This window comes from Oceanimonas baumannii, assembly GCF_002245495.1.
GTDB lineage: Bacteria > Pseudomonadota > Gammaproteobacteria > Enterobacterales > Aeromonadaceae > Oceanimonas > Oceanimonas baumannii.
The window spans coordinates 92,725-119,720 of sequence record NZ_NQJF01000002.1; the positions used below are offsets into that span (position 1 = coordinate 92,725).

A 26,996-nucleotide genomic window follows, 5' to 3' on the forward strand; every position below is an offset into this window, starting at 1 on the left:
CGGGCTATTCCTTTTCCTGGTAATGTTTTTGCATTTCAACCAAGTATTGCAGGCTGGCTTCGGTAGATGAGGTGAGGGTGTTGGTAGCCAGAGCGGTAATCATCAGGTTGCCGCTCTGCTCTCTTTTTATCAGCCCCATGTCTGCCAGCTTTGCTACTTTTCTGCGAACAGTTTCTCTGGCAATACCGCTGCATTCTGCTACTGACTGAATATTAATGGGCCGGCTGGCAGGAAGAGGACGGTCACCAGATATAAACTGGGCGTAGGTCATGGTATTCGTCTGACGTGATGGCTGACTTCGGGTACCGATAATAGCCAGTATCAGCATTAGATCGAGGTCACCGTCAAAGTGTTGTCTCAGTTTGATCAATAGCTCGGTCAGAGCCTTAACATGAGCCGGCCATATACGTCCGAAGTGAGTGGTGATGTGCTCGTCATTGATTGTCATGGTTTTTATGTCGGCATGAGAAACTAATACCCATTTTGGGCGCTGCGGGTATTGTTAGCAAGAAAAGTTTGGTCAACACTAAACCATGAATAAAACCATTCGGTATCGTATTCCCACATTACAGATTTTAATGCATGAGAGTGAAAGGATATGGGATTGAAAAGTACCATGTTGTGCCTGCTAAGTGCTGCTGGTCTGATGACCAGTCTGACCGCTTGTGATCAAAACGCACCGCCGACCAGTACCGAAGAAGTTGTACGGCCGGCACAAATTATGCGAGTTGATGCTGGCAGTGGCGACAGCAGTCTGCGTTTCCCGGGTAGAGTTCGAGCGGTACAACGGGCCGAGCTGGCCTTCAACGTGCCCGGCCGCATTATAGAGCTGCCGGTGCAGGAAGGTCAGCGGGTAGAACAGGGCACACTGGTGGCCAGGCTGGATGGTGAAAACTATCAAATCCGGCTCAATTCTGCCGAAGCAGAATATAATAAAGCCCGTACTGACTATAACCGTGTTAATCGTATCTGGCAGCAAAGCCAGGCGGTGGCCCGCGCCGAGGTGGATCAAAAGCGTACCGCGATGGAGGTGGCCAGGGCCAATTATTTGGCTGCCCAAAAAGACATGGATGACACGCGCCTGCGAGCACCGTTCAATGGCGTTATTACTCGCCGGCAGGTGGAAAACTTCAGCAATGTGCAGGCTAAACAGCCAGTGTTAAGTTTACAGGATACTGAAAATCTTGAGATTGTGATTAGTGTGCCTGAGCGTGTAGTGCGTACTGCCCCTAAACAGCTGGAAGGCCTGGCAGTGTTTGCCGATCGACCAGAGCAACCGCTGCCGGTAAGACTGAAGGCATTTTCTGCTGAAGCCGACCCGCAAACCCAGAGTTATGAAGCTGTGCTGGCACTGGACGCCGGCACCGACTTTACCATGCTGCCAGGCATGTCGGTGGAAGTGGTGCCCAATGCGATGGAGCAGGCTGCAGCCGGTTTGATCACTATTCCTCTTCGGGCGGTAGTGGCTGATCCTGATGGTGGCACGAGTGTGTGGAAGGTTAATCCCGAAAGTAGCCGGGTCGAACGTCAGCCGGTCAACCTTGGGGCTATTCAGGGCGAAAACGTGGAGGTCAGCAGTGGTTTGGATCGTGGTGAGCGTATTGTGACTGCTGGTGTCAGCCAGCTCCGGGAAGGCCTTAAGGTACGGCCGATGCAATCTACTCCCTGAACAAGGACTTCTTCGTGAATATTGCCGAACATACTCTTGCCAGGCGCACTATTGCCTGGATGGTTTGCCTGCTGCTACTGGTAGGTGGTTACATCAGTTATCAGAGCCTGGGCAGGTTTGAAGATCCGGAGTTTGTCATTCGTCAAGCGGTGATCTCCACACCGTATCCTGGTGCTTTACCGGAACAGGTCGCGGAAGAGGTGACCGAGGTGATTGAAGAAGCTGTGCAGCAACTGCAGGAGCTGAAGGAAGTCACTTCGGTGTCGCGCATGGGTGACTCACTGGTTAAAGTGGAGATCGACATGCGTTTTGCTCACAGTGCCCGGGAGCTGGAGCAGGTGTGGGACAAATTAAGGCGTAAGGTAAGTGATGCTCAGCGTCAGTTACCTCCGGGAGCAGGCCCCTCTGTAGTCAACGATGACTTTGGTGATGTGTATGCACTGTTTCTTGCGGTGACTGGAGAAGGTTTTACGTTGCAGCAGGTGAAAGATTATCTGCGCGAGCTGGAACGGGAACTGCTACAGGTGCCCGGAGTAGCGAGGGTTGCAACTCTTGGTGCCCCGCAAGAAGCCATTTACCTGGAAATTTCTGCTGCTCAGGCAGCCCGGTTGGGAGTGCCGCTCAGCAGAATTTATCAGACCTTGCGCCAGCAAAACGTAATAACCGACGCTGGCGATCTGAAAATCGGTCCTCAACGAGTGTATTTCAGTCCCACTGGCCAGGCGGATTCAGTAGAGGCATTGGGGAACCTGGCGATCACCTCTCAGGATGGTGATCGCGTGGTGTTTTTAAAGGATCTGGCGACCATTACCAGGTCTGAGAGTGAACCGCCCCGGGCGCTGATGAAATATGACGGCAATCCAGCCATTGGCCTGGGTATTTCCCAGGTGGCGGGTGGCAACGTGGTGAACATGGGGGAGGCGGTACGGGCCCGGCTGGCCCAGCTGGAAAGTGAGCGGCCCATCGGCATGACATTGCATGAAGTGTCTTACCAGTCCGAATCGGTGCGCGAGGCAGTAAATGGCTTTGTAGCCAACCTGGTGGCCGCAGTGGCCATTGTTGTTCTGGTGCTGGTGCTATTTATGGGGTTGCGTAGCGGGATCATTGTGGGTGCCGTTTTGCTGCTGACCGTGGCTGGCACGCTTATCGCCATGAGGCTCGATGGCATTGCCATGCAGCGAGTTTCACTGGGGGCACTGATCATCGCTCTGGGTATGCTGGTAGATAACGCCATTGTGGTTACCGACGGTATTCTGGTGCGTTTGCAGAAGGGAGAACGGGCCAGCCAAGCCGCTGCCGCTGTGGTGCAGTCTACCCAATGGCCTTTATTGGGCGGGACCGCCGTGGGAATTCTGGCATTCAGCGCGATTGGTCTATCGCCTACTGATATGGGGGAATATGCCGGGTCATTATTCTGGGTAATCCTCTATTCCATGCTGTTGAGCTGGCTGTTTGCTGTCACGCTCACGCCGCTGTTTTGTGTTGCGTTGTTGAAAGTATCGCCCTCTGCTGAAAGCACCCCTGAGTCGAGCCTGCTCGTGCGCTATCGCCGTTTACTGAGCATGGCACTACATTACAGGGCCATTACCGGCGGGCTGCTTTTGGTATTGCTGGCTGGTGCTATCTTTGGCTTTAAGTGGGTACAACCAGGTTTTATGCCCGAGTCGGCACGGCCTCAATTTGTAGTAGACATGTATCTGCCTCAGGGAACGGATATACGGGAAACAGAGGCCGAGTTAACGCGCATGGGGGAGTTTGTGCTGCAGCAAGATGGGGTAACCCATGTGACCAGCTTTATCGGTCAGGGCGGGCTGCGTTTTATGCTTACCTACGGGCCGGAAGATCCCAACACCAGTTATGGTCAGTTACTGGTTGATGTGGATGAGCCCAGGCAGATTGCTGACATGGTGGCGAGGCTACAGCAGCAGCTTTCGGAGCGACATCCCTTGGCTGATATAAAGGTATGGAAGTTTATGCTGGGGCGGGGAGGCGGCAAAAAAATAGAAGCCGCTTTTATGGGGCCAGAACCGGCGGTGCTGCGCCGGTTGGCTGAAGAAGCCAAGGCCATTATGGCGCAGGACGATGGCGCTATTGCTATTCAGGACGACTGGCGTGAAAAGGTACCTGTGCTGCGTCCTGTGGTAGATGAAGTTGCTGCCCGTCGAGCCGGGCTGACCCTGACCGATATCAGTCAGGCGATTAATCGTGCCTTTAGCGGAGAGCATATTGGTGTGTATCGTGAAAGGGACCAGCTAATCCCCATTATTTCCCGGGCACCCGCAGCCGAGCGTGTGAGCGCCGATATGGTGGAAAATGTGCAGGTTTACAGTCCGGCTGCTCAGCAGTATGTGCCGGTAAGCCAGCTGGTTACTTCAGTACAGCTGGAGTGGGTAGATGCCATTATTCGCAGAGTAGACAGGTTCCCCACCATCAAGGCCCAGGCCGATCCGCAGCCCGGTGAGTTGTCGGGACCCTTGCTTGAACGGTTACGCCCCGAGATAGAAGCGATAACGCTGCCACCTGGATACCGGTTGGAATGGCATGGAGAGGATAAAGCTTCAAAAGAAGCCAACGAAGGCCTGACTCTGTCGGCACCTTATGGCTTCGGCGCCATGATACTCGCTGTGGTGGTGATGTTTAATGCCCTGCGTCAGCCCTTGGTTATTTGGCTGACCGCTCCACTGGCGATCATTGGTGTTACCTTGGGATTAGTGTTGTTTCAGGTTCCGTTTGAGTTTATGGCCATACTGGGTCTGCTCAGCCTGATAGGTATGCTGGTGAAAAATGCCATTGTACTGGTGGATCAGGCGGATATGGAAATTTCCGGAGGTAAACCTGGTTTTTCCGCAGTGGTAGACGCTGCCGTAAGCCGGGCCCGTCCGGTGTTTCTGGGGGCTCTGACGACTATTCTAGGTGTTGCACCATTGGTGATGGATCCCTTTTTCAAGAGTATGGCGGTCACCATCATGTTTGGTCTGGCTTTTGCCACAGTACTCACTCTGGTTGTAGTCCCTTTACTTTATCTGGTTATTTTTCGCATAAAATAAAATTAATTTATTAAAAATATATAAAACGCCTGCTCCGTTGGAGCAGGCGTTTTTACTCAGACACTACCTCGCTGAACTGATATAGTAGCTCGTTTTAGTTTTCCGACTGAGTGGCTCAGTCATATAGAAGCAGGCGATAACGGGAACAATATGCTACAGCGTTTTGTATTATGGGGATGTGTGTCCTGGGTGTTGCTTGGGCTGGGCCTGTGGGTGGGGAAAAACGTTTATGATAATGGTCTTAAGAAGCAGGCACTGCAGCGCCATCAGCATTTGACCAAGGCTGCCCGTACCATGCTTCACGAGCACTTGATGGTATCAGTGCAGGATACTCAGCAACTCTCTGCCGTGGCTTATGAGCTGGGCTTTCTTGATCAACCTAATGCAGAAAATCAACAGAAACTGACGCAGGTTTTTCTCAACACGGCTGCTATTTATGGCCGCTATGATCAAATTCGTATTATCGATCTTGATGGTAAAGAGCGCATTCGCATCAATAACACGAATTTAGGTACGTTTGTGGTGCCTGAACATAAATTGCAGGATAAAAAAGACCGTTATTATGTACAGCGGGGCCTGAAGCTGACACCCGGCCAGGTTTATTTGTCGCCACTGGATCTGAACAAAGAGCAGGATAAGCTGGAAACCCCTTTCAAACCCACTATACGGCTGGTGCGCATGATGAAAAGCGTCACCGGTGAGCCGGCCGGGCTACTGGTACTGAATATGAAGGCCGCTGGTATGCTGAACCAGTTTATTGAATTGTTTCCCAAAGGGGACAGGGCCATGTTGCTGAATGCCGAAGGTTACTGGATGGTGAATCACAAGCCGGCTAATGAATGGGGCTGGATGCGTGACCGGCCGGATCTGACAGTGGCCAGCTGGCAACCGTCATTATGGCAACAATTGCAAAGCAGAACCGCTGGCTCGGTCTATTTGGACGGCAGCCTGTTCAGTTTTAGCTGGCTGGATATTGCCAATATTTATGAAGGAACCAGCAGTGCTCGGTATGTCTATGATCTGGGCGTTGTCAGCGATCTTCAGGCATCCCAGTGGGCCATTTTAATAGAATCTGAAAAACAGCGGTGGCAGGCTGCTGCGATTTATCACAAGCCAGGGTTCAGGGGTGCGTTGGCAGCCGTGTTTCTGCTCACCTTGCTGGCTGTATATCTTTTGATACGTAACCGCCAGCAGGCCCGACAAAATGCGGCTCTGGAGCGGGAGCAGCTGGAGAACTTTAAGGATCTTTATGAAAACGCTCCCATCGGTTATTTGACGCTGACTCAAGACGGACGAATTTCCAATACTAATAAGCGCACCCTGGAGTATCTGGGGTATCAACGGGAGGAGCTGGTACGCCAAAAAAGCCTGGCTGAACTGATTGATGCAGAGTCTTTTGAACAAGCTCATGCTTTACTGAGTACCATGATGCAGGATGAAGAGCATCACAGACGTATCCGTATCAAAGCCAAGAATGGTGACATTCTGGTCATGTCCTGCAGCGTATCATCGCGTTTAAGCCATGAGCGGACGCTGGAGCTGGGCCGTTTCAGTATGCAAAATGTCAGCCATCAGGCCCGGCTGGAACAACAGCTAAAAGAGCTGGCCCATAAGGATCCGCTGACCGGTGCCGCCAACCGGCGTTGGTTTGACGAACTTGCCGAACGGGAACTGGCCCGGGCGCACCGAGTTGGTATGCCATTGACGTTGATAGAGCTGGATATTGATCATTTCAAGAAAGTGAATGATACCTATGGTCACGATGCCGGCGACGAGGTGCTTAAGGCGCTGGCAGAGCACTGCCAGAATTCACTCAGAACCACTGATGTGCTGGCCCGGTTTGGTGGCGAAGAGTTCGTGATCCTGCTGCCCGATACCTCACTGGAGCAGGGGACACACAAGGCTGAGCAAATTCGCCAGGCCCTTGGCCGGCTGCGCGTAATAGTGAGTAATAATATTGAAATTCGTTTTACCGTATCGCTAGGTGTGGCTACCTTGTCGGAGGCTCACGGGAGTATTCAAGCGCTGCTTAAATCTGCCGATCAGGCACTTTATAAGGCGAAAAACAGTGGTCGGAATCAGGTTTGTGCGGCCGGTGAGCCGGGAGAAAAAGGCAACTTCGAAATTTAAATGAACTTGTGGCCTGTGTAACTCGAATACACAGGCTGGTGCATAGCTCTGTTCGTATTCATTGTTGGTGGCCTTAAAGAGGTTCCATTACAGGTAGCCTGCACACAGTGCCCAGTGTGTGCTGCACGCTGAGCAGCCGGATAAGTCTGATCAAATGCAATCGGATAGTCTTTCCTTGAAAAAATCCTTTATCTCCTGGGTAACCGCTTCTGCTACAGGAGTGGGTGAAAAATGGTGAGAGTGAGCGAGTACCAGTCGCTGCGAGGGTAATGCATTCTCAATGGGGCGGCACACCAGCCGGGAGCCATCATGTGTTTGTTCTGCTAGCGACTGGGTAATCAGTAAAGCAACCCCCAGCCCCTGAGCCACCATGCCGCGCACCATTTCCAGCGAGGTGGTGCGATAGGCAATACGGGGTTCCAGCTGGTACTGCCAGAATGGGGACATCAGAAATTCGCGGCTGTGGGGCAAGTCAAACTGGATGAGAGTTTCTTGCGCCAGCGCTTCCAGCGACACGGTTTGTTGCTGTGCCAGAGGATGTTCTGGGGGCAAGGCAGCGTAAAACTGACACTCTTTCAGCAGGTGCACCCGCGGGCGTTCGGTCATGCCCAAATCATAGGTCAGCGCCAGCTCTACCTGGCCGGTTTCCAGCATGCGGTTGATAGAGCCCAGATCTCCGTCGCGCAGTTGCACATCCACACCGGGCAACCTTTCTCGTAAATACCGCAACAGGCCAGGTACATAAGGTGGCCCCAGAGAGTTGAAATAACCGATGATAATCTGGCCGTGCAGCTGACCTCCGGCATCCTGAGGTTCGGCAAACATCTCGGCTATAGAGAGTAAGGTTCGGGCCTCTTCCAGCTTGGTGCGGCCAAAGGGGGTGATGGACAACCCGCGTGGCGGATTGCGAATAAACAGTTCGGTCCCCAGCTCCGCTTCAAGGTTACGTACCGTCAGTGAGACCGAGGGTTGAGACAGGTATAAATGGCGTGCGGCGGCAGCGGTACCGCCACTTTCGGCAACCGCCACAAACACTCTGAGTTGATGTAAGGTTATCACTACTAAAAAAACCTATATTTAATATTTGCAACTAATGTTTTACCAAATATTAACCCACTGACAAACTCAGAGCCAAGACCTAACCAGAACTCTGAGGCCCATATCATGGAACAGCCACACCGCCGCCAGCCTTTGGCCGGAATCAAAGTCATCGATCTTACTCGGGTATTGTCCGGGCCATTTTGCACCGCCCTGTTATCGGATCTGGGAGCCGAAATTATCAAGGTGGAGCCGCCAAGCGGCGATGAATATCGTTATGTGGGACCCTTCGCGCAGGGAGAAAGTGCACTGTTCACCCTGATGAATCGCAATAAAAAGGGCATCGTTGCCGATCTGAAAAATCCCGATCACCTGGCCCGTTTACTGGAGCTGGTACGCGAGGCCGACGTGCTGGTGGAAAACTTCAAGCCGGGGGTAGCCGAACGACTGGGAGTGGGCTTTTCGGCTATCAAAGCGATCAACCCCGATATTATTTATGCCAGTATTTCCGGCTTCGGTCAGCAAGGTGAACTGAGCGGGTTGCCAGCTTATGATCTGGTGGTGCAGGGGATGTCCGGCATCATGTCCATTACCGGTGAGCCTGATGGCGAGCCGACCAAGGTGGGAGAGTCCATCGCCGATCTGGCGGCGGGGCTTTATGCCTCCTGGGCCATATTGGCCGCCTTGTTTGATCGTCAGCGCAGTGGCCAAGGGGTTCACCTGGATATAGCCATGCTTGACTGCCTGTTTTCTCTGATGCCAACGCCAGTGGCGCAATGGATGTTTGGTGGCGAAGCGCCGGGGCGTGTCGGTAACCGTCATCCGCTGTCCACGCCGTTCGGCTCGTTTAATGCCGTGAACGGACGCGTCATTATCGCCGTGCTCAATAACCGGCAGTTTGCTGCCTTGTGCACCGCCATGGGCCAGCCTGAGCTGGTACAGGACGAACGCTTTGGTTCAGATGAAGCCCGAACTCGCCATGAGCCCGAGTTACGTGATCTTATCGAAACCTGGCTCTCCGGCCACAAGGTGGAGTCGGCCATCGCCAGTCTGGCGGCGGCCGGCATTCCCGCCTCGCCGGTACTGGAAATGGGGGAGGTACTGGCACGGGCCCAGCAGGGGGAACGCCGTCTGCTGAAGACCCAGCAACATCATCGTCTGGGGGAGGTTCCCATGATGACCCAGCCGGTGCAAGCCAGCGCCTGGGCTACCCCGACACCGGCAACGGCTCCCGTGCTGGGTGAGCACAACGCCGAGTTGTTTAACCCCTAAACCTGCGGCTTATTCCCTACGTCATTTTGCTACGCCGGCGCAGCCGGTGGGCCCTGCTGCGGCCTGCCTACAGGAGGCCGCAGCAAAACCGAGAACCCAAGGAAAGGATCATCATGAATATTACCATTACTGAAGATGACCGCATGCTCGCCGACGCCATGCAGCGTTTTTGCCAGGAAGTCATAGCGCCGGCGGCGGCGGAAATTGATGAAGGCAGTCAGTCGGCCACCCGCCATCGGGCGGCATTGTCCGACATCGGCATCATGGGCATGAACCTGCCTGAGCTCTGCGGCGGCACCGGGGTGTCGGCCGTGGCGCTTTATCTGTCTGTGGAGCAGCTTGCCGCCGCCTGCGGTTCTACTGCCTCCATGGTGACGGCCCATTTCCTGGCCACCGACTCCATTCTGCTGGGCGGTACCGAGGCGCAGCGTCAGCGCTGGCTGCCGGGTGCCGCCAGCGGCGAACTGCTGGGCGCCTTCGCACTGACCGAGCCCAATGCCGGCTCCAACCCGGCTGCCATGCGTACCACGGCGGAAAAGACCGAGACAGGGTATCGCCTGCGTGGCGTTAAGCACTTTATTTCCAACGCGGCCGAAGCGGATTTTATGGTGGTCTATGCCAAAACCGATAAACACGCCGGTCACCGGGGGATCTGCGCCTTCATCGTCGATCGCCATACGGCCGGCATCGAGGTGAGCTCACCCGAGCGCACCATGGGCCTGAAAGGCGGACACGTGTTCGAGGTGGCACTGGACTGCGAAGTGCCGGCCGACAGCCTGCTGGGTGGTGAAGAAGGCAAAGGGTTTCGTACCGCCATGCAGGTACTGGACAACGGCCGGGTGGAAATTGCCGCCAGTTGCACCGGTATTGCGGGGGCGGCTCTTGAGGCGGCCCTGCACTGGGCCAAAACTCGCGAAGTAAATGACCATCCCATTGCCGATTTTCAGGGTCTGCAATGGATGCTGGCCGATATGGCCACGGATCTGGAAGCTGCACGGATGTTCGGCCTGCGGGCGGCCAGCAAGCGTGAGCAAGGGGAGCGTTTTTCTCAGGAGTCGGCGATGGCCAAGCTTTATGCCTCGGAAGCGGCCGGCCGTATTACTGACAAGGCGTTGCAGATCCACGGTGGCTATGGCTACACCCGTGAAATGCCGCTGGAACGTTACGCACGGGACGTGCGCATTATGCGCATCTACGAAGGCTCATCCGAGGTACAGCGCAACATCATTGCGCGCACCATGCTGAATGACTGAGGAGCAAGCAAGATGAAGATACTGGTCACGGTGAAAAGAGTCATCGATTACAACGTCAGGGTCAGGGTCAGGTCCGATCGGCGCGATGTTGACCTGGATAATGTCAAGATGGCGATGAACCCCTTTTGTGAAATTGCGGTGGAAGAGGCGGTTCGGCTAAAGGAAGCGGGCATCGCTTCCGAGGTGGTGGTGATATCGATCGGTCCCGACGAGGTTCAGGAACAGATCCGGGCAGCCCTGGCGCTGGGGGCTGACCGCGGGATTCATGTACGTACCGAGCATTTGCCCGAGCCGCTGTCGGTGGCACGACTGCTGGCCCGGCTGGTGGAGCAGGAGCAGCCCGGGCTGGTGATCCTCGGCAAGCAGGGCATTGATGCCGATCACAACCAGACCGGGCAGATGCTGGCCGCACTGACCGGCATGGGGCAGGGCACCTTTGCCTCGGCGGTGAACATCGAAGGACAGGAGGCCCTGGTGACCCGGGAGGTGGATGGGGGCCTGCAAACCATCGCATTGCGGCTGCCGGCGGTGGTGACAACGGATTTGCGACTTAATGAGCCGCGCTATGCATCCTTGCCCAACATCATGAAAGCCAAGAAGAAACCCCTGGAGTCCTGCACGCCTGATGCATTGGGCGTGAGCTTGAAAAGCCATAGCGAGCTGCTCAGCGTGACGCCGCCGGCGGAGCGCCAGGGAGGGATTATGGTGAGCTCGGTGGAAGAGCTGGTCGACAAACTGAAACACGATGCGAAGGTGATCTGATGGCAATTTTGATCGTTGCGGAACATGACAATCATTCTCTCAGAGGAGCAACCCTGAATACCGTGGCGGCCGCTCGCCAGCTGGGTGAGAAGCTGATACTGCTGGTGGCCGGGCAGGATTGCCGGGCGGTGGCGGAAGCCGGTGCACAGATCGACGGGGTAGCCAGAGTCTGGCTGGCCGATCATGCCGTATATGCCCACCAACTGGCCGAAAACCTGGCGCCGCTGGTGACCGAACTGGGGCGGGAATGCAGCCATATCCTGGCGCCAGCCAGCACCCAGGGCAAGAACTTGTTGCCGCGGGTGGCCGCGTTGCTCGGCGTGGGCCAACTGTCTGACATCACCTCGGTAGAAAGCGCCGATACCTTTCAACGTCCCATTTATGCCGGTAATGCTATTGCGACCGTGCGTTCCCTCGATCCGATCAAGGTGCTGACGGTGCGTGCCAGTGCCTTTGCGGCCGCCTCAGCTGCAGGTGGTAGTGCCTCGATTGATGAGTTGGATTCGGTGCACGACAGTGGCCTGTCGCGGTTTGTGGCGGAAGCGCTGTCAACATCGGATCGCCCCGAGTTGGGGGATGCCCGGGTGGTGGTGTCGGGCGGACGCGGGCTTGGCAAGGCGGAGCATTTTGCCCTGATAGAAGGCCTTGCCGACAAGCTGGGGGCGGCAATAGGCGCGTCCCGTGCCGCCGTGGATGCCGGCTTTGTGGCCAATGATCGGCAGGTCGGCCAGACCGGCAAGATAGTCGCGCCGGAGCTCTATATTGCCGTGGGCATTTCCGGTGCCATCCAGCATCTGGCTGGCATGAAAGAATCCCGCATTATCGTGGCCATCAACAAGGATGAGGATGCCCCCATCTTCCGCATTGCAGACTACGGCCTGGTGGCAGATTTGTTTGAGGCAGTGCCACGCCTGACAGCGCAATTATCCTGACTCTGATAGCAAGGGCGGAAAGAACGAAGGAATGGAAGGTCGTCGTAGATGACGACGCCTTATCGAGGGAGTGACTCGCGAGGGCGGGTTCGGCTTTATCCTGTCAATGGAGAGGAAGGATGAATAACGTCGAAGTAATTCAAGGAAGACGCGGAGGCGCTTTCAAGGCGCTGTTGGGCAGTTTCATCGGACTGTTTATTTTTTTTATACCTCTGTCGCTGTGGGGAGACAAGGCGACCATCCCCCTGGTCAGCCTTATCGGGGCGATCAAGGGCTCGCTGGGTGATAACCTGAAGTATCTGACCCTGGCGTTAACCCTGTTGCTTGTGGTGACCTGGCTGGCTTCGCGGCTGACCAGTAATGTTGCGTTGAAAAAATACCATCACAAGGACAACCTTCTGGTGGGGTTGTTGTTCCTGCTGGGTGCCGTGTTTGCGGGGCTACTGGTCTTTCAGATCGGTCCCGAGTGGTTTCTGCACAAGGACGTGGGAGGACTGGCTCTTTACCTTGGCGGGAGTGTGTTCCTGACGGTGGTGATTGCCGGTTTTCTGGTGCTGTTCCTGACCGAGTTTGGGTTTCTTGAGTTTGTAGGAACCCTGATGGAGCCCCTTATGCGTCCATTCTACCGTTTACCCGGTCGCTCGGCGGTGGATGCGGTGGCCTCGTTTGTTGCTGCGCCGGCCGTGGGCATTTTCATTACCAACAAACTGTATCGCAGTGGCCACTATACTCAGCGGGAAGCCGCCAGCATCGCCACCAATTTCAGTATCTGCAGCCTGGGCTTTTTTGCCCTGCTCGCGTCCATAGGTGGCATCATGGAGTATCTGCCTCACATGATTGTTTCGTCTTTTGTCATTAACTTCTTGCTGGCGGCCGTGGTTACCCGGCTGCCGCCGCTGAGTCGAAAGCCGGACTGCTACTTCGACGGCCGCATGCAGCGGCAACAGCGGGCAGATGATAACCCGGAAGGTTCTATTCTGGCGCGGGCCTGCCAGGCCGCCGCCGAGCGCGCCGCGACCACCGGCCCCGAGGTATTTGGCCGTTACTTGTGGGAAGCAACGACCTTTGCCCAGAAGATAGTGGCGTATATTCTGTCAATCGCCACCATCGCCCTGGTAATCGGTACCTACACCCCCGTGTTTGAGTATCTGGGCGTGGTGTTTGAGCCACTGCTCAACCTGCTACAACTGCCGGATGCCGACAAGGTTGCTCCCACCGTGCTGCTCTCCATTGCCGAGATTGCCTTACCCGCCATTATCATCGCTGGGGGGGATGTGGCTCCGATGAGTGTGTTCTTTGTCTGTACCCTTTCCACCATTCAGATCATCTTCTTTACCGAAAGTGCCAACGCCATGCTGGAGTCGGATATACCGCTGTCGGTGAAGGATCTGGTGATTATTTTTCTTATTCGGACCTTGCTGGCCATTCCCCTGGTGGCGCTGGCTGCACATTTGATTTTCTGAGTCTGGAGCGCAGGGGCGGAGATTTCCGTCCCTGCCAGATTGACGGGGAGTAGTAATGAATAGAGAAATCATGGACGTTGATGTGGTCATTGTCGGTGCCGGTCCTGCGGGCCTGTCGGCAGCCTGTCGGTTGATGCAGCAGGCGAGAGAGGCCGGGCGCGAGCTGAGCGTGTGCGTGGTGGAGAAGGGCTCGGAAGTGGGGGCTCATATCCTCTCCGGAGCGATTATCGACCCACGGGCCCTGAACGAACTCTTTCCGGATTGGGCTGAGCGCGGGGCCCCGCTGACGACCCCGGTTGCTGACGATGAGCTTTACTGGCTACAGCAGAATGGAGCGGCGCATCGTATCCCTGGCTGGCTGGCACCGCCCAGCCTTCACAATGAAGGCTGTTATGTGGCCAGCCTGGGCAAGCTGTGTCGCTGGCTGGCGGAGCAGGCCGAGGCTCTGGGGGTGGACATATACCCGGGCTTTGCTGCAAGCGAAGTGCTTTACCACGATGATGGCACTGTCAAGGGCATTGCCACCGGGGACATGGGCATCGGCCGGGATGGCAAGCCCAGAGCCGGCTATATGCCCGGCATGGAGCTGCATGCGCGCTATACCCTTTTTGCCGAAGGCTGCCGCGGGCATCTGGGCAAGGAGCTGATCAGCCGTTTTCAGCTGGATAAGCAGGCCGATCCTCAGCATTACGGTATTGGCATCAAGGAGCTGTGGGACATTGATCCGGCCAGACATAAGCCGGGGTTGGTGGTGCACGGTACCGGCTGGCCGTTGACGGGAAATGCCGGTGGTGGCAGTTTTCTCTACCACAGCGAGCACAACCAGGTGGTGGTGGGGATAGTGGTGGATCTCAACTATACCAACCCCTGGCTGAGTCCCTTTGACGAGTTTCAGCGAATGAAACAACATCCGCTGTTTCGTCAGTATCTGGAAGGAGGAAAGCGGGTGTCTTACGGAGCCCGGGCCATCGCCAAAGGAGGTTTCAATTCCCTGCCCAGGATGACGATGCCGGGTGCGGTGCTGCTCGGCTGTGACGCAGGCACCCTGAATCCGGCTCGCATCAAGGGCACCCACACCGCCATGAAGTCCGGTTTGCTGGCTGCGGAAGCCGTGTTCGAGGCTCTGGCCAGCGGCACGGAAGGGCGGGAGCTGGTTTCCTTTTACGAAGGTTTTCGAACGTCCTGGCTATACGATGAGTTGTATCAGAGCCGTAACTTCGGTCCGGCATTGCATCGCCTGGGGCCCAGGCTGGGCGGTGCCTTTAACTGGCTGGAGCAGCGGATGTTCGCTGGCCGCCAGCCCCTGACCTTGCATGATCGGCGGCCGGACCATGCCGGGCTGCGAGAGGCGGCATATTGTCCAGTCATTACCTATCCCAAACCGGATGGCATGCTGAGCTTTGACAAGCTCTCTTCGGTGTTTTTGTCCAGTACCAACCATGAGGAAGAGCAACCCTGTCATCTGCAGTTGCAGGAGCCGGCGATTCCGCTGACACAAAACTTGCCGCGCTGGGCGGAGCCGGCCCAGCGATACTGTCCGGCGGGGGTTTATGAGATTGTTGAGCAGGAAGCGGGAGCGCGATTGCAGATTAATGCGCAAAATTGTGTGCACTGCAAAACCTGCGATATCAAGGATCCATCCCAGAATATTCGCTGGATGGTGCCGGAAGGAGGCGGGGGCCCCAATTATCCGAATATGTAACCGAGATTTGACGTCAACAGGATAGATGCGAAAATGCGGCCTCCTCATATGTGCTGTTGAGGTCCCGGCTCTGGGTGCTAAGGTAGTCTTAAGCTATATAGTTTTAATAAAATCAAAGAGATAAGTTCAATATGCTGCTGATGATTGATAATCGACATTCTAGTCCATTGGTGTCCATTAAGGTCTCTCAGTAAATCACTAAAGTATTTAATATCAGTATTTTAGCTCCATTTTAGATTTTTGGTGTCTATTGCCATCCATGAACATTGCGGATATTTTTGCGGGTATCGAAATCAGGATACCCGCATTATGCCGCTTACCGATGCCAAAGTTCGTTACACCAAGCCTTCCAGCAAACCCCAGAAGCTGGCCGATGGACAGGGCCTTTACCTGGAGGTTAGACCTTCGGGATCCAAGCTGTGGCGGTATCGTTACCGGATTGCCGGTAAAGAGAATGTCTTTGCCATTGGTGAATACCCAACCCTGAGCCTGGCTGGTGCTCGTACCGAGCATGACAAGGCGAGGGCCCTGGTCAAGCAAGGGCTCCATCCGTCACATCAGCGGCAAGCCGAACGCCTGGCGAACCAGGCAGCGAATGCCAGCACCTGTGAATCGCTGGCGCGAGAGTGGATAGATAAGAAGTCTCCCGGCTGGACGCCATATTACCTGCGCCAGGTTGAACGCTTTCTGGCGGCGGATGTGTTCCCGCATATCGGAAAGCTTCCCATTCGTAATGTGGCTGCAGCCCACCTGCTGGAAATTATTCGGCGAGTAGGGGAGCGGAAACCGTGGCCCTGCTTATCCGGCAGTGGTCGTCTGCCATTTTCCGTTATGCAGTTGCCACCCTGCGTGCCGACCATGATCCTGCCGCAGCTCTGAAGGGCGCTATTCATCGGCCCAAGGTGGAACACCGCAAACCCCTTACCCGAGAGCAGATTATTCAGTTCATCAAGGCGCTGGACGAATATGGTGGTTACAGAACCACTGTGATTGCGTTGCGGCTGATGTTGTTGACTTTTGTTCGCACTGTAGAGCTGCGTAAAGCAGAATGGCACGAGTTTGACCTGGACCGAGCCGAATGGCGGATCCCGGCTGAAAAAATGAAGATGCGTCAGCCCCATATAGTGCCGCTTTCTCGCCAGGCAGTTGAGCTACTGCGAGAGCTGTATACTCTCACTGGTGGCCGGCCGTTGTTGTTTCCTAACCTGCGTAACCCGGATACTTACATGACGGCAACTACCCTGAACCGGGCTCTGGAACGTATGGGATTCAGCGGCAAGGGCAGCATTGGCTTTTCGGCTCACGGTTTTCGGGCCACTGCATCTACCTTGTTGAACGAAATGGGTTACCGTTCAGATTTAATAGAGCGCCAGTTGGCGCATGCCGAAAGAGACAAGGTAAGAGCCAGCTACAACCAGGCCCAGTACCTGGATGAACGTAAAGTCATGATGCAGGAATGGGCGGATCTGATAGATGGGTTAGCAGGTAACGACTTGCCTGCAGGGAAGGTGTAATGACACGCCGTAGAACAAAAAACAAGCAAATTGAAAGGCATACGGTTTCGTTATTGAGCCATGTACAAACAATGCATTTTGATAATGATGCCTATTCAAAGCCGATAGCGAGGCGGTGATGGTCCCACAACAACCAAAAATTTATCATATTGTTCATGTAGATAGGCTTCCTTCGATCATCACCGATCAGCATCTGTGGTGCGATGCTGAAATCGTCAGGCGAGCGTCACAGGGGACGACTATTGGCATGAATAGCATCAAGCAGCGGCGGTTGCATCAACTCACCCTGACGAGTCATCCAAGATTGCATGTGGGAGACTGTGTACCATTTTACTTCTGTCCCAGGTCAATAATGCTTTACCTGATCTACCAGAGAAATCATCCTGAACTGAGCTATCGCAGCGGACAAGGACCTATTATTCATCTTGAAGCTGATTTGCACGCTTCTGTTAACTGGGCAAACCAAAACCGCGTTTGTTGGGCCTTCACGCTGTCAAATGCTGGGGCTACCTACTTCGAAGATCGAGCCAGTTTGGCACAGCTAAACGAAATAAACTGGGATGCTGTTCAGTCCAACCGCTGGAGTGGAAACGGAGTTGCGGCAACAGTAAAAGAAGGCAAACAGGCCGAGTTTTTGATGGAGCAGCGTTTTCCATGGCATCTGGTCGAGCGTATTGGCGTACAATCTCATGCTGTTCACCAGCAGGTGATGAGTGCACTGACTGCTAGTGGTCACATGCCCAGCGTTGAGGTTAAGCCTGAGTGGTATTATTGAAGGAGTCTGCGAGGATGATTGAGTACAAAAATGGCGATATTTTTCAAGCAGATGCCGAGGCACTGATCAACACAGTGAATTGTGTTGGTGTTATGGGCCGTGGTTTGGCTCTTCAGTTTAAGCACGCTTTCCCTGAGAACTTCAAGGCATATGCTGCGGCATGTAAACGTGATGAAGTCCGGCCTGGGCAAATGTTTGTATTTGATACCGGCCAGCTGAGCGGCCCACGTTACATTATTAACTTTCCTACCAAACGGCACTGGCGTGGCAAGAGCCAGATGGAAGACATAGAAGCAGGGCTTCAGGCGTTGGTTGAAACCATACGCCAAAACAACATCTCATCTATCGCTATTCCGCCACTGGGAAGTGGCCTGGGGGGCCTGAAGTGGGAGGAGGTCAGATTCAGAATAGAAGCTGCTCTGCAACCGCTTGAAAATGTAAAAGTGGTCATTTATGAACCTGCAGGCGCACCTGCCCCCGAGAACATGATTCATAAGCGTGAAGTGCCAGCTATGACAGCCGGCAGAGCTGCCTTGGTTGAACTGATGCGCCGCTACCTTGGGGGCTTGCTCGATCCGTTCGTGACCCTGCTGGAAGTGCATAAGCTGATGTACTTTATGCAGGAGGCGGGTGAGCCGTTGCGTCTGAAATACAATCAAGCACCTTATGGCCCTTATGCAGAGAACCTGCGTCATGTACTGAACGTGATTGAAGGGCATCTGGTATCTGGCTATGCCGATGGCGGAGATGCGCCCGACAAGCAGCTCACCTTGATGCCCGGTGCTGCCGAGCAGGCTTCCGAGTTTCTGAAGCGTTCACCCGAAACCAGAGCCCGTTTTGACCAAGTTGCTGAATTAGTGGAAGGGTTTGAATCATCCTTCGGCCTGGAATTGCTATCAACAGTGCATTGGGTAATGAAGCACAATACGGCAAGCTCAGTAGATGATGTGGTTCACCAAACTTATGCGTGGAGTGAACGCAAACAGCAATTTAGCCCTCGTCAAATTTCCTTGGCAGTTAATGTATTAACTAAAAAGGGGTGGATTACTGCTGCCGCCTAATAATGGATGAAGGGAATAGGTTGTAATTGGGAGTGATTTGATTTCTGTCTCACTCCCATTTTTACCGTCTTGAAGCTTACCCTTGCTTTACCAGCCGATAGGTAGCGTTGTCCCAGGTCCAGGTTTCATCAACCTTTCCCGGAAGTTCCATCACAATTTTGCCGTTTTCCACTTTGGTTTCAATCATGTCGCTGCAGTTACCAAACGTTGGCGTGAGCAGGGGCTGGCCATGATAATGAGATACAAGCAGCATATGATCAGCTGGACAGCCGGTACCGCCGGTCAGTAACTGAATTACGGATACCTTGTTATCACTAGTGGTATACTCTTTTAGCACTCGGGCACTATAGTAATCATTGACGGAAAAAGCAGGCCTATCGTCCAGAAAAATATGGGTAACGCCGTCGTCATTAGTGCTCAGGCTGACTTTGAGGGCCGGCAAGGCAGCGGCTTGTTCAAACTTGGGCTCAAAGTAGGTATGGCCATTGCTGTAGGTAACAGAGGCACCATCAAACCGCACTTTCTGCCCCACCTTATCAATCAGGTAGTCGTAGACTTCATCGGTATCTGCCAGGTCGATGGTGTCTCCATTGTCTGTTTCCAGCCAGAAGTCCATAGAGGCATATTTTACCGTGCCTTCTGCAGAGCCTGGGATCTTGGACTCAATCGTCAAGTCAGCCATGGCCGGCGCACAAAGCAAGGTAAACGCTAAACCCAGTGCAGAAATTTGTGTTTTCATGTGCTCATTCCTTGTTTGCATGTAGGGGACCGCAATAACCCAATACGGCCCGGTATTAATTACAACTGCTGGTTCTTTTCAATCAACACCAACAACTGGCTGTAGTGCTCCAGTTGTTGCTGATGCTGGCTGAAGTCGTGTTTGAGCTTGTCGAGCTCATTACGCAGATCCTGGGTCAGGCTACTGGCCAGCGTAGCGGATACTGTTTTCAGCGCATCGCACAGCCGGTTTTCGCCCTGGCGCACACTTTGCCCAAGCCGTTGAAATACCTGGCGCAGGGTGTCGGCCAGAGTGCTGCGCAATGCATTGATGTCGTTGCCTTTAACCTCTCCCTGAAACCGGCTGCTGATCATGTCGGCCATATTGCCGGTTTCCAGCTCCAGGGTGGGTAGCTTCAGCTTTTCGATACTGTGATCCAGAATGGTACGAAAGCCCTGAGGATCAAAGTGCTCACTCTTGGTATCCAGCACGTTAATCAGGCTGGCTTTCAACTCGTGTTTAAGAGTGCTGGGGTTTATCAGCTGATTGAATTTATGTTCGATATCCTGTTTGCAGCGTTGGGCATATTTGCGAACCTGCTCGGCGGCATCGGCACTGCTGGCAAACTGGTAGCTTTCGTAGTCGGTATACCAGATGGTTTCACTGCTGCCCCAGGAAAAGGGGTTATACCATCTGGAAGTGCTTACCGTTCTTGAACGCTGAATGGATTTGGTTCCGGTTTGGGTATGTACCTGCTGGTAGTCTGCCGCCTGTTGTTCAAGCGACGCCATCAGTTCGCTGGTGGCCTGATTAATTCGCTGAATATTCTGGCGAATGTGCTGTTTGAGCAGCATGTCGAAATTGCCAATGCGTTGTTCACACTGTGTTTGCTGCTGCAGGCTGTTGATGTCTCCTGTCTTCAGCTTGTGATGGCGACTTTCCACCGCTTCTTTCAGCAACTGCAGCCGGTGTTGCCACTGTTCCTGAGTATGGCTGGCAATGCTGTTGCGCTGTGCATCCAGCAGGGGCTGGCGATCAGCTCGGGCCTGTTCATAGGCTTTTTGCAGGGTGGCGAAGTTGCCAATGCGCAGCCAGTCTTGCTGAGTAAACTGATAGTTGTTCCACTTATCTTCGGCCATCTCGGTCAGCTCGCTGTGGCTGTGATGCATGGCCTGGTTCCATTTCTCATGGGGCAAGCAGGCAAAGCCGTGAGCGAAGGTGCTGGCAAATACTGGCTTTTTCATTTCACTCAGCATGGCGGCAATTTCGGTCTGGCCCCGTTGTTCGCGCTGATTTACCAGATCCTGAATCTTGTTCTCGGCTCCCCGGCCCAGACGGGTAAGAATATTTTCTTCCGTTTCGGCAAGCGAGGCTCTGTTGTCGCCATCATCGAGAATAGTGGCGTCCAGCTGGCCGGCCACCAGCACCATGCGTTTCACCCCTTTGCCAGGTAGTTGCTCACTCAGCAGGTTCATATCGGACTGATCGAGAAACTGGCTGGCCCGGGACAGGAAAAACACCACATCGCACTCGGCCATGTAATCCCGGGTTTTTTGAGTGCGGCTTTGAATGGGGTCATTCATGCCGGGAGTATCGACCACCTCGTAGCCCCGCAGTTCTTCTCGGGGCAGATAGAGGTGCGTCATTTTGACCAGAGCGGTATAACGACCATTTTCACCCACATACTGATTAAGCAGGGTTAACAGCTCTTCATTACTGGCAGCAGAAAGGGGTTCGACATTGCCGTATTGCAGCTTCTGTGCCACGTTGAGTTGGTTTTGTTGCGCCAGCGCTATTAGCTCTCTGGCTACCTTGGCCTGGGCGCTGTCGCCCGGCTGAGCGGCGGCCTTTTCCAGCGCTTGCCATTCTTCCAGACTGTAGTATTCCACCTCCAGTCTGGGCTCTTCGCCGTAGGTAATGCGCGTCAGGTTGGCGGTTTTGGGCGTGGCCGCTTCGGGCAGCACCGGCTCGCCATTAAACAGCAGGGCGTTTAAAAAGGTGCTTTTGCCGGCCTTTACCTGTCCCATAATGCCAATGCTCAGGCACTGCTCTTCGGCGGAAAACCGTGCAGTTTTATCCGCCAGCTCCTGTTTTAGGTCCAGCAGGCTCTCGGTTTCGGTGAAACCACTGGCTTGTTCGGAGAACAGCACACAGAGGTCGGTGACTTTATTCTGCAGATCATTTAAGTTGATATTCATTGTTGTGCTCACTATTAGAAGTCGTCCCACCAAGATTGATAAGGTACCTTTCCAGATGTTCCTGAAAAAACACCTAAATATACTCTGTTAATGCTTTTTCTTGCATTTTGCTCGCAGTATATGTGGGAGCTGCTGTCATCAACTGCTAGCGTTGAATCTAACATTTTACAATTTCTCATTAAGTCATAATGTTGTTTAAATACTACTTTGACTGATGAATCCTCGAATTCACATTGTTCTATATCATGCTCACCTTTAATGTTGTTTAGAAATACACCGCCGGCATTATGACCAAAAGCAACAGATTTCTCTCTATTTTCTAAATCAAAGTCACATTCTTTTATATATTGGGAATTGCATTTTTCAAGTTTGCAGTTTTTTATGTCTGCGTGTGTCGCCCTAATTCCGCCGGCGATTTTTGCTTTGCAGTTTGAAAAGCTTGTTCTGATTATACATAGTATCTCTGCGCGGGAGCTGACTCCACCTCCAACCAGCTCAGAATTGCCACACTCATCAAAGGTGCATTCTTTTATTTTTATTTTTCCGCTAATTGCGCGGAGTGCTCTTGCGTCTTTTGTTTTGAAGTGAGTGCGTTCAATTGTGGATGTTAACCCATCTATAGTTAATGCGGATAATTTTTTGTTTTTAGGATAAGCTCCTTCTATTTTGCAGTTATATATAGAAAGGTTCCCCCAATCATTTTTATGAATTGATATAACCGGATTTACTAAGAGTAAATTATTTAGATTTATGTCACCAATTGCTTTTACAGTTAACTTTCCATTCTGGGTGAATACTATTTTAATGTTATCAAGTGTAAAGGGGAATTCAATACTTAGCGACTTGGAAATGCGCCAATAACCATTATGGACGCCGGCTTGCAGATGCTCCGCTGTAAGTTCCCGGTATAAAAACTCTTCCCAGCAGTCCAGTTTGAGTGGATCCGGGTTGAAGTTGCTGGGCAATTTATCAGCTTGGGGCAGGCCAAGAATTAGAGCCGCGACTTGGGAAAGATGTTCCATATCGGCATGATGCAACTCAAGCAGGGCGACCAGCTCGGCCAGGATCTGGCATTGATCCTGGTTAAGAGGCTGCTCCAGACGGCATAGAACCAGCGTATCGACAATAAAGGTTTTGGTGAGCTCTTTTTCCTTTAGCTGCTCAATTCCGGTTTCCAGATCTTTCTGTTCAAGCTGCTGAGCCCGAGCCATGAGGGTGGGTAACTTGCTAGCCAGCCCCATGGTTGGTAACAGTAATTGCAGCAAGCGCTGCTGGTTGGCACTGATACTTCCACCGGCCAGCAACAACATCGCAAGCTGGCAAAAATAAAGCTCTCTGTCGTGCTCCGGCAGCTCTGCAATGGCATGGCAAGGCAGAGAGAAGTGCTTTAGCTTGATGTTATCAAACTGGCTTAATACTTGCTGAATGTTAAGGCATTTGTCAAGTTTTACAGGTGCGTTCATTGTTGACCTTCTTTAATAATTATTTCGAAGTCAATAAAATCCACCCAAGTTAACATGTTTTTTGGGTAACTTACTACAAACACTCTATCAGGCTGGTTTTTTATAAATATTCCTGATATTTTTGAGTTGGCGAAATTTTCTTTGTGGATGCTTTCTATTATCTGTTCGTCGCGCTCTATAAAGCTCTTGTTTTCTTTTTTTATGTTCCAGGAATTAAATTTTCTCGACCAGTGATTAGATGGTCTTTTGTGTTTTTTTATTCGGGGTTTGAAGTCTAGTTTTATTGTTTTTAGCTTTAATATATTGTGTAGCCAGAATGTCGCTGACTTTATTTTTGTTTCATTAATACAAAACAATGCGGTCAACTCAGATAGCATGCTTAAATCTTGAGGTGCGAGGGGGCGACTTACTCTTAAAATTATTAATGCATCCAAGAGAAACGCGTCCGCCCTGCCTGACTGTTTAACCAGTTCAATACACTCCAGCAGCTCTTCACTACTGAGCTGACCGCCCTTGCTCAACAGTTGGGCTTGCTGACCATCCAGGTTCATGGAATGCAGCAGGCGTCGGAACAGCATGTCCTGCTCGGCGCTGATGCCTGGCTGGCCACGCAAAATAGCTGCCAACAGGGTGGCGTAGGCCTCAATAACCGCAGGGCTCTCTGAAGTAATCACATGTTGGCGCAAAGGGAACAACTGGTGTTTTATGCTGTTTAATTTTTGTTCCAGTGGATGTGCGGGAGCGTTCATAACACCTCAGGGCAACAGATTTTCAATGGAAGAAGGGGAGGCAGGCTGGCGCAGCAACTCGGCCAGGCGCGTTACCGGCTGTGGCTCGGTGAGTTCCTGCAAGGCGGGATGCGGCTGGGTGCGCAGCAGCAGTTTATCCAGGTTCCCCAGTGTGCCGGCCTTGGTCAGATCGTGCAGGACATCGCTCAAATCCAGCTCGGGCAAGTCACGGCGTTCACGAAGCTCCCGCAACATGGCGGCCATGTCCTGAATAACAGGCTGAAGCAAATCCATTGCACTAGGCTCGGGCATAGGCATGTTCAGCACACCGGCCACCAGCCTTAGTTGTTGAAACAAGCGATACTCAATATCGGTGAGGGTTTTGCCCAGCTCCTCGGCCTGGTCACATTCTTGCTGAGCCATGCTTTTCAGATCCTGAGCGTCTTTCATCAGCACGTCATTGTCGGCCAGGGCCAGAATGCGGTTAATTTTGTGCAGGCGGCGGCCGGCATGGCGACGCCACTGATCCAGGAACAGACGATAATTGAAAAACAGCTTGCTGAAGTTAATGGCAAAGGTGGGAGCCTGAGGGCTTTGTTCCCATTGTTCCAGCCAGGCCTGAATGGGCTCTACCGGATAGAGCCGTTTTTTGCGGCTGGAGAATGGCAGCACATCCAGGGTGGTAATACCTCGGGCTGCCAGAGTATCGCTTACCAGCCGGGTGATGGCCTGAATGTCTTCTTCCGGTTTTTTGTCGGCACGGCTAATGACCACCAGCAGCGGAATATCACGGCGCAGGGTAGCCAGAAAGGCCAGATCATTCTCACTGATCACACCGGCATCAGCCTGCACCAGCCAGACAATATACTGGCAGGCGTTAAGTTGACTGCGGGCAATGTTGGCATCGCTGCTAAGGTGGCCGCGCTCGTCGTCAGGTTTGGAGTAGCCGGGAGTATCCAGCAGGCTGAGGTGCCGCCAGGGAAACTCAGGCAGGGTGAGGTACGCCGATTTGAGCAAGGCGCTTACCTGGCTACCGTAACGAACTTTTTCTTCATGAGTGAGCGACAGAAACTCTTCCTGAGTCAGACCAACCCGGCGATGAAACAAATTAAGCGCGGTGATCTGCTCCTGCTCGCCCCACATCAGGTGGCTGGGCAGGGCGGTGGTTTCATCCACTTCGGTGGCCAGCCGTTTGGGGCCGCCAAGCAGGGTATTAATAAAGCTCGACTTGCCGGTACTGAAAGCACCGCCAATGCCGACGACGACCTTGCTGCCCAGATCCGGAAACTCGCAAAAGGCTGCCAGACGCTGATATTCCCGGCTCATGTCGGCCAGCAGGTCGGCAATGTGATCCGGGCTGCCCTGGCGGGCCAGCTCCGGCAGCTCCTGATGAATGAGGTCATCCAGTTGCGACAGCGCCTGCTTGATAGCCGGTGGCAGCGGATGTTCATCGGGATCCGGATGGCTGGCGCGGCAGAGCAACTGATATCGACTGCTCAGCGTGGCGGGATCAAGTTCTGACAAGCTCATTGGCCGTTCTCCTTGGTGCTAAACAGGGTTATCCACTGCTTCACGGTGGCCAGGTCGGTGAGATATTGCTGACGCTTTTGCTCAAAGGCCGCTTCACCCTGCTGCAGTTGCTGTTCCAGCTCTTTCAGGGTGTTTTGGTTGTTTTGCATAAACGTATTGGTTTCGCTGGCGACCTGTTCTTTTATGTTCTGGGCCTGTTGCTGAATTTGCTGGCGCAGTTGAGCTTCCACCTGATTCATGACAGCAGGAATGCACTGGTTGCGAACCTGGGACTCGGCGGCTTCCTGCTGGCGTGCTGCTTCCAGCTCTTTATTGGTTTTGTTAAAAAAGCTGCGGGCCAAATCGGTGAGCAGCGCACCCACTACACCCAGCACTTTTACCGGCAGCCCAATGGCAGGGATCATCAGCGGCAGCATGCTGACCAGAGTGGTGGTGAAGTTGTTGAATGTATCGTCGGAGATCTTGAAGCCATCGGTGCTGGCATTGAACTGACTGCTGACGGTAATTCCCTGAGGAACGTCATTGGCCACATTGTTCAGGTAGCGACTGATGTGACCGGAAAACTCTTTTTCCACGCTTTCTGCCAATGCCAGCCGAACAATGGTCATAATGTTGTCTTCAAGGCCGGATGCATAAATAAGATCACTGGCCAGGCTTTGCGTGTTACTCAGCAGTCGGGAGCGCACATGGCCAATTACACGTTCAACGCCCTGTTGCAGATCCTTATCCAACTGTTGCTCCTGCAATTGCAGACGCTGACGGAATTGTTCGGCTTTCTGATCCAGTTCTTGCTGTTCTGCTCGAACTTTCTCTGCATCCAGGTTCTCTGTGTTTCTGAGCTGCTCCAGACGAATGCTTAGTTGCCTTAGCTGATCGTTTACCGGCACCAATACCGCCTGCTGAAAGCGTTCATCCATTTTGTCGTGCACGCTGGCAAGGGCTGCTGAAAACTCTGCCACTCTTTTTTTACGGGCGCTGACCACGGCCAAGGCGAGGGGAGGCTGGCCAAGCAAATCGGTAGCTTCGGCATGCAGTTTTTCAACCACGGCGCTAATGTCTTCAGCCGGCTTTTTATCAATTTTGGTAACGATAAGCAGAGCAGGCATATGGCGGAGTGCAAGCTCCTGCAAAAAAGTTCGAATGGAGTCACGCAGCGTGCCTTCTTCAGCACTCACCACAATGGCATAGGCCAGGCTGCGGTTAAGGTAGCTGTCAATGGCTTTGGAGTGCTGATTAATGCCCGAATCCCAGCCTGGCATGTCTACCAGGGTCAGGTAGGGAAAGTTAGCTAACTGCTCTGCAGGCAGCCGCGCTTCCAGCCAGCCATCGGGCAGAATGGCATCGTAGGCTTGCTGCAGCATTTCTTCCTGTGTGTAGGTTAAGGTATTGCCCTGACTGCCATGACCGGTAAAGGCTACCTGCTCGCCGTAGCTAAGCTCTACCGGCAGGCTGGTTTCAGGGTTTACCTCTACGGCAAAATATTTTTGCCCCAGCAGCGCATTAATGAGAGACGTTTTACCACTGCTGAAGGCTCCAACTAGGGGAATACGTACAGTGAAGTGCTTCGCTTCATTTACTTTTTTGAGAAAGGCATCAGTGCCCAGTTCATAGCGTTGTAACAGGGCTTCTATGTCTTGTGCCTGATGCAATAGTTCTTCCTGTAACGCGGGCTTGGCAATATTCTCCGCCATGGCTACCTCTGTAATATTATTTTTTTGATGAAGATGTCAGGAGTCGGCGA

The 26,996-nt window shown here is 53.3% G+C and carries 19 protein-coding genes and 1 pseudogene; 12 read left to right on the top strand and 8 right to left on the bottom strand.

Annotated elements, in window-relative coordinates; all coding sequences use genetic code 11:
• Nucleotides 1-4: 4 nt before the first annotated feature.
• Nucleotides 5-448 carry a helix-turn-helix domain-containing protein gene (locus B6S09_RS02420; RefSeq protein WP_094276907.1) on the bottom strand — a complete coding sequence of 148 codons (444 nt, stop codon included), beginning with the start codon at nt 446-448 and terminating at the stop codon, nt 5-7.
• A gap of 156 nt (nt 449-604) precedes the next feature.
• Between B6S09_RS02420 and B6S09_RS02425 the strand changes: the two genes are divergently transcribed.
• The 3 genes from B6S09_RS02425 (at nt 605) to B6S09_RS02435 (ending at nt 6,846) form a co-directional block, all read left to right on the top strand.
• Nucleotides 605-1,669 carry an efflux RND transporter periplasmic adaptor subunit gene (locus B6S09_RS02425; RefSeq protein ID WP_417604526.1) on the top strand — a complete coding sequence of 355 codons (1,065 nt, stop codon included), beginning with the start codon at nt 605-607 and terminating at the stop codon, nt 1,667-1,669.
• A 14-nt stretch (nt 1,670-1,683) separates the two neighbouring features.
• Nucleotides 1,684-4,716 carry an efflux RND transporter permease subunit gene (locus B6S09_RS02430; RefSeq protein WP_094276908.1) on the top strand — a complete coding sequence of 1,011 codons (3,033 nt, stop codon included), beginning with the start codon at nt 1,684-1,686 and terminating at the stop codon, nt 4,714-4,716.
• Nucleotides 4,717-4,866: 150 nt separating this feature from the next.
• Nucleotides 4,867-6,846: a sensor domain-containing diguanylate cyclase gene (locus tag B6S09_RS02435; RefSeq protein ID WP_094276909.1), complete on the top strand. Its 1,980-nt coding sequence runs from the start codon at nt 4,867-4,869 to the stop codon at nt 6,844-6,846.
• 150 nt (nt 6,847-6,996) lie between these two features.
• Here the strand turns inward: B6S09_RS02435 and B6S09_RS02440 are convergent, their stop codons facing one another.
• Entirely contained in the window at nt 6,997-7,905 is a 909-nt protein-coding gene (locus B6S09_RS02440; RefSeq protein WP_094276910.1) for a LysR family transcriptional regulator, read from the bottom strand.
• Between the two features lie 105 nt (nt 7,906-8,010).
• Between B6S09_RS02440 and B6S09_RS02445 the strand changes: the two genes are divergently transcribed.
• The 9 genes and pseudogenes from B6S09_RS02445 (at nt 8,011) to darG (ending at nt 18,618) form a co-directional block, all read left to right on the top strand.
• The gene (locus B6S09_RS02445) at nt 8,011-9,156 is read left to right on the top strand and encodes a CaiB/BaiF CoA transferase family protein (protein WP_094276911.1); all 1,146 of its coding nucleotides are present in this window, start codon (nt 8,011-8,013) and stop codon (nt 9,154-9,156) included.
• A 113-nt stretch (nt 9,157-9,269) separates the two neighbouring features.
• Nucleotides 9,270-10,409, top strand: coding sequence for an acyl-CoA dehydrogenase family protein (locus tag B6S09_RS02450; RefSeq protein ID WP_094276912.1), 1,140 nt, complete (start codon nt 9,270-9,272; stop codon nt 10,407-10,409).
• Between the two features lie 12 nt (nt 10,410-10,421).
• Nucleotides 10,422-11,171 carry an electron transfer flavoprotein subunit beta/FixA family protein gene (locus tag B6S09_RS02455; RefSeq protein ID WP_094276913.1) on the top strand — a complete coding sequence of 250 codons (750 nt, stop codon included), beginning with the start codon at nt 10,422-10,424 and terminating at the stop codon, nt 11,169-11,171.
• Nucleotides 11,171-12,103, top strand: coding sequence for an electron transfer flavoprotein subunit alpha/FixB family protein (locus B6S09_RS02460; protein ID WP_094276914.1), 933 nt, complete (start codon nt 11,171-11,173; stop codon nt 12,101-12,103). The genes B6S09_RS02455 and B6S09_RS02460 overlap by 1 nt, the downstream gene beginning before the upstream one ends.
• Before the next feature lie 119 nt (nt 12,104-12,222).
• On the top strand, nt 12,223-13,566 hold the full coding sequence (locus tag B6S09_RS02465) for a YjiH family protein (protein WP_094276915.1): 1,344 nt from the start codon (nt 12,223-12,225) through the stop codon (nt 13,564-13,566).
• A 55-nt stretch (nt 13,567-13,621) separates the two neighbouring features.
• Nucleotides 13,622-15,268, top strand: coding sequence for an electron transfer flavoprotein-ubiquinone oxidoreductase (locus B6S09_RS02470; RefSeq protein ID WP_094276916.1), 1,647 nt, complete (start codon nt 13,622-13,624; stop codon nt 15,266-15,268).
• 278 nt (nt 15,269-15,546) lie between these two features.
• A pseudogene (locus B6S09_RS18815) lies at nt 15,547-16,779 on the top strand (tyrosine-type recombinase/integrase); the annotation flags it as partial.
• Nucleotides 16,780-16,900: 121 nt separating this feature from the next.
• The gene (gene darT, locus B6S09_RS02480; RefSeq protein ID WP_208321692.1) at nt 16,901-17,557 is read left to right on the top strand and encodes a type II toxin-antitoxin system toxin DNA ADP-ribosyl transferase DarT; all 657 of its coding nucleotides are present in this window, start codon (nt 16,901-16,903) and stop codon (nt 17,555-17,557) included.
• A gap of 14 nt (nt 17,558-17,571) precedes the next feature.
• Nucleotides 17,572-18,618 (top strand): type II toxin-antitoxin system antitoxin DNA ADP-ribosyl glycohydrolase DarG, encoded by a 1,047-nt coding sequence (gene darG / locus B6S09_RS02485; protein ID WP_094276918.1) that lies wholly within the window; start codon nt 17,572-17,574, stop codon nt 18,616-18,618.
• 76 nt (nt 18,619-18,694) lie between these two features.
• Here the strand turns inward: darG and B6S09_RS02490 are convergent, their stop codons facing one another.
• Genes B6S09_RS02490 through B6S09_RS02515 form a run of 6 tightly spaced genes read right to left on the bottom strand, consistent with a single transcriptional unit; the run spans nt 18,695 to nt 26,946 of the window.
• Nucleotides 18,695-19,357 (bottom strand): hypothetical protein, encoded by a 663-nt coding sequence (locus tag B6S09_RS02490; RefSeq protein WP_094276919.1) that lies wholly within the window; start codon nt 19,355-19,357, stop codon nt 18,695-18,697.
• Between the two features lie 59 nt (nt 19,358-19,416).
• On the bottom strand, nt 19,417-21,534 hold the full coding sequence (locus B6S09_RS02495) for a dynamin family protein (RefSeq protein WP_094276920.1): 2,118 nt from the start codon (nt 21,532-21,534) through the stop codon (nt 19,417-19,419).
• Between the two features lie 14 nt (nt 21,535-21,548).
• Nucleotides 21,549-22,997, bottom strand: a complete 1,449-nt coding sequence (locus tag B6S09_RS02500; RefSeq protein WP_094276921.1) for a hypothetical protein — start codon at nt 22,995-22,997, stop codon at nt 21,549-21,551.
• Nucleotides 22,994-23,746, bottom strand: coding sequence for a hypothetical protein (locus B6S09_RS02505; RefSeq protein ID WP_094276922.1), 753 nt, complete (start codon nt 23,744-23,746; stop codon nt 22,994-22,996). Before B6S09_RS02505 ends, B6S09_RS02500 begins: the two co-directional genes overlap by 4 nt.
• Before the next feature lie 6 nt (nt 23,747-23,752).
• Nucleotides 23,753-25,255, bottom strand: a complete 1,503-nt coding sequence (locus tag B6S09_RS02510) for a dynamin family protein (protein ID WP_094276923.1) — start codon at nt 25,253-25,255, stop codon at nt 23,753-23,755.
• Nucleotides 25,252-26,946 carry a dynamin family protein gene (locus tag B6S09_RS02515; RefSeq protein ID WP_094276924.1) on the bottom strand — a complete coding sequence of 565 codons (1,695 nt, stop codon included), beginning with the start codon at nt 26,944-26,946 and terminating at the stop codon, nt 25,252-25,254. Before B6S09_RS02515 ends, B6S09_RS02510 begins: the two co-directional genes overlap by 4 nt.
• Between the last annotated feature and the right edge of the window lie 50 nt (nt 26,947-26,996).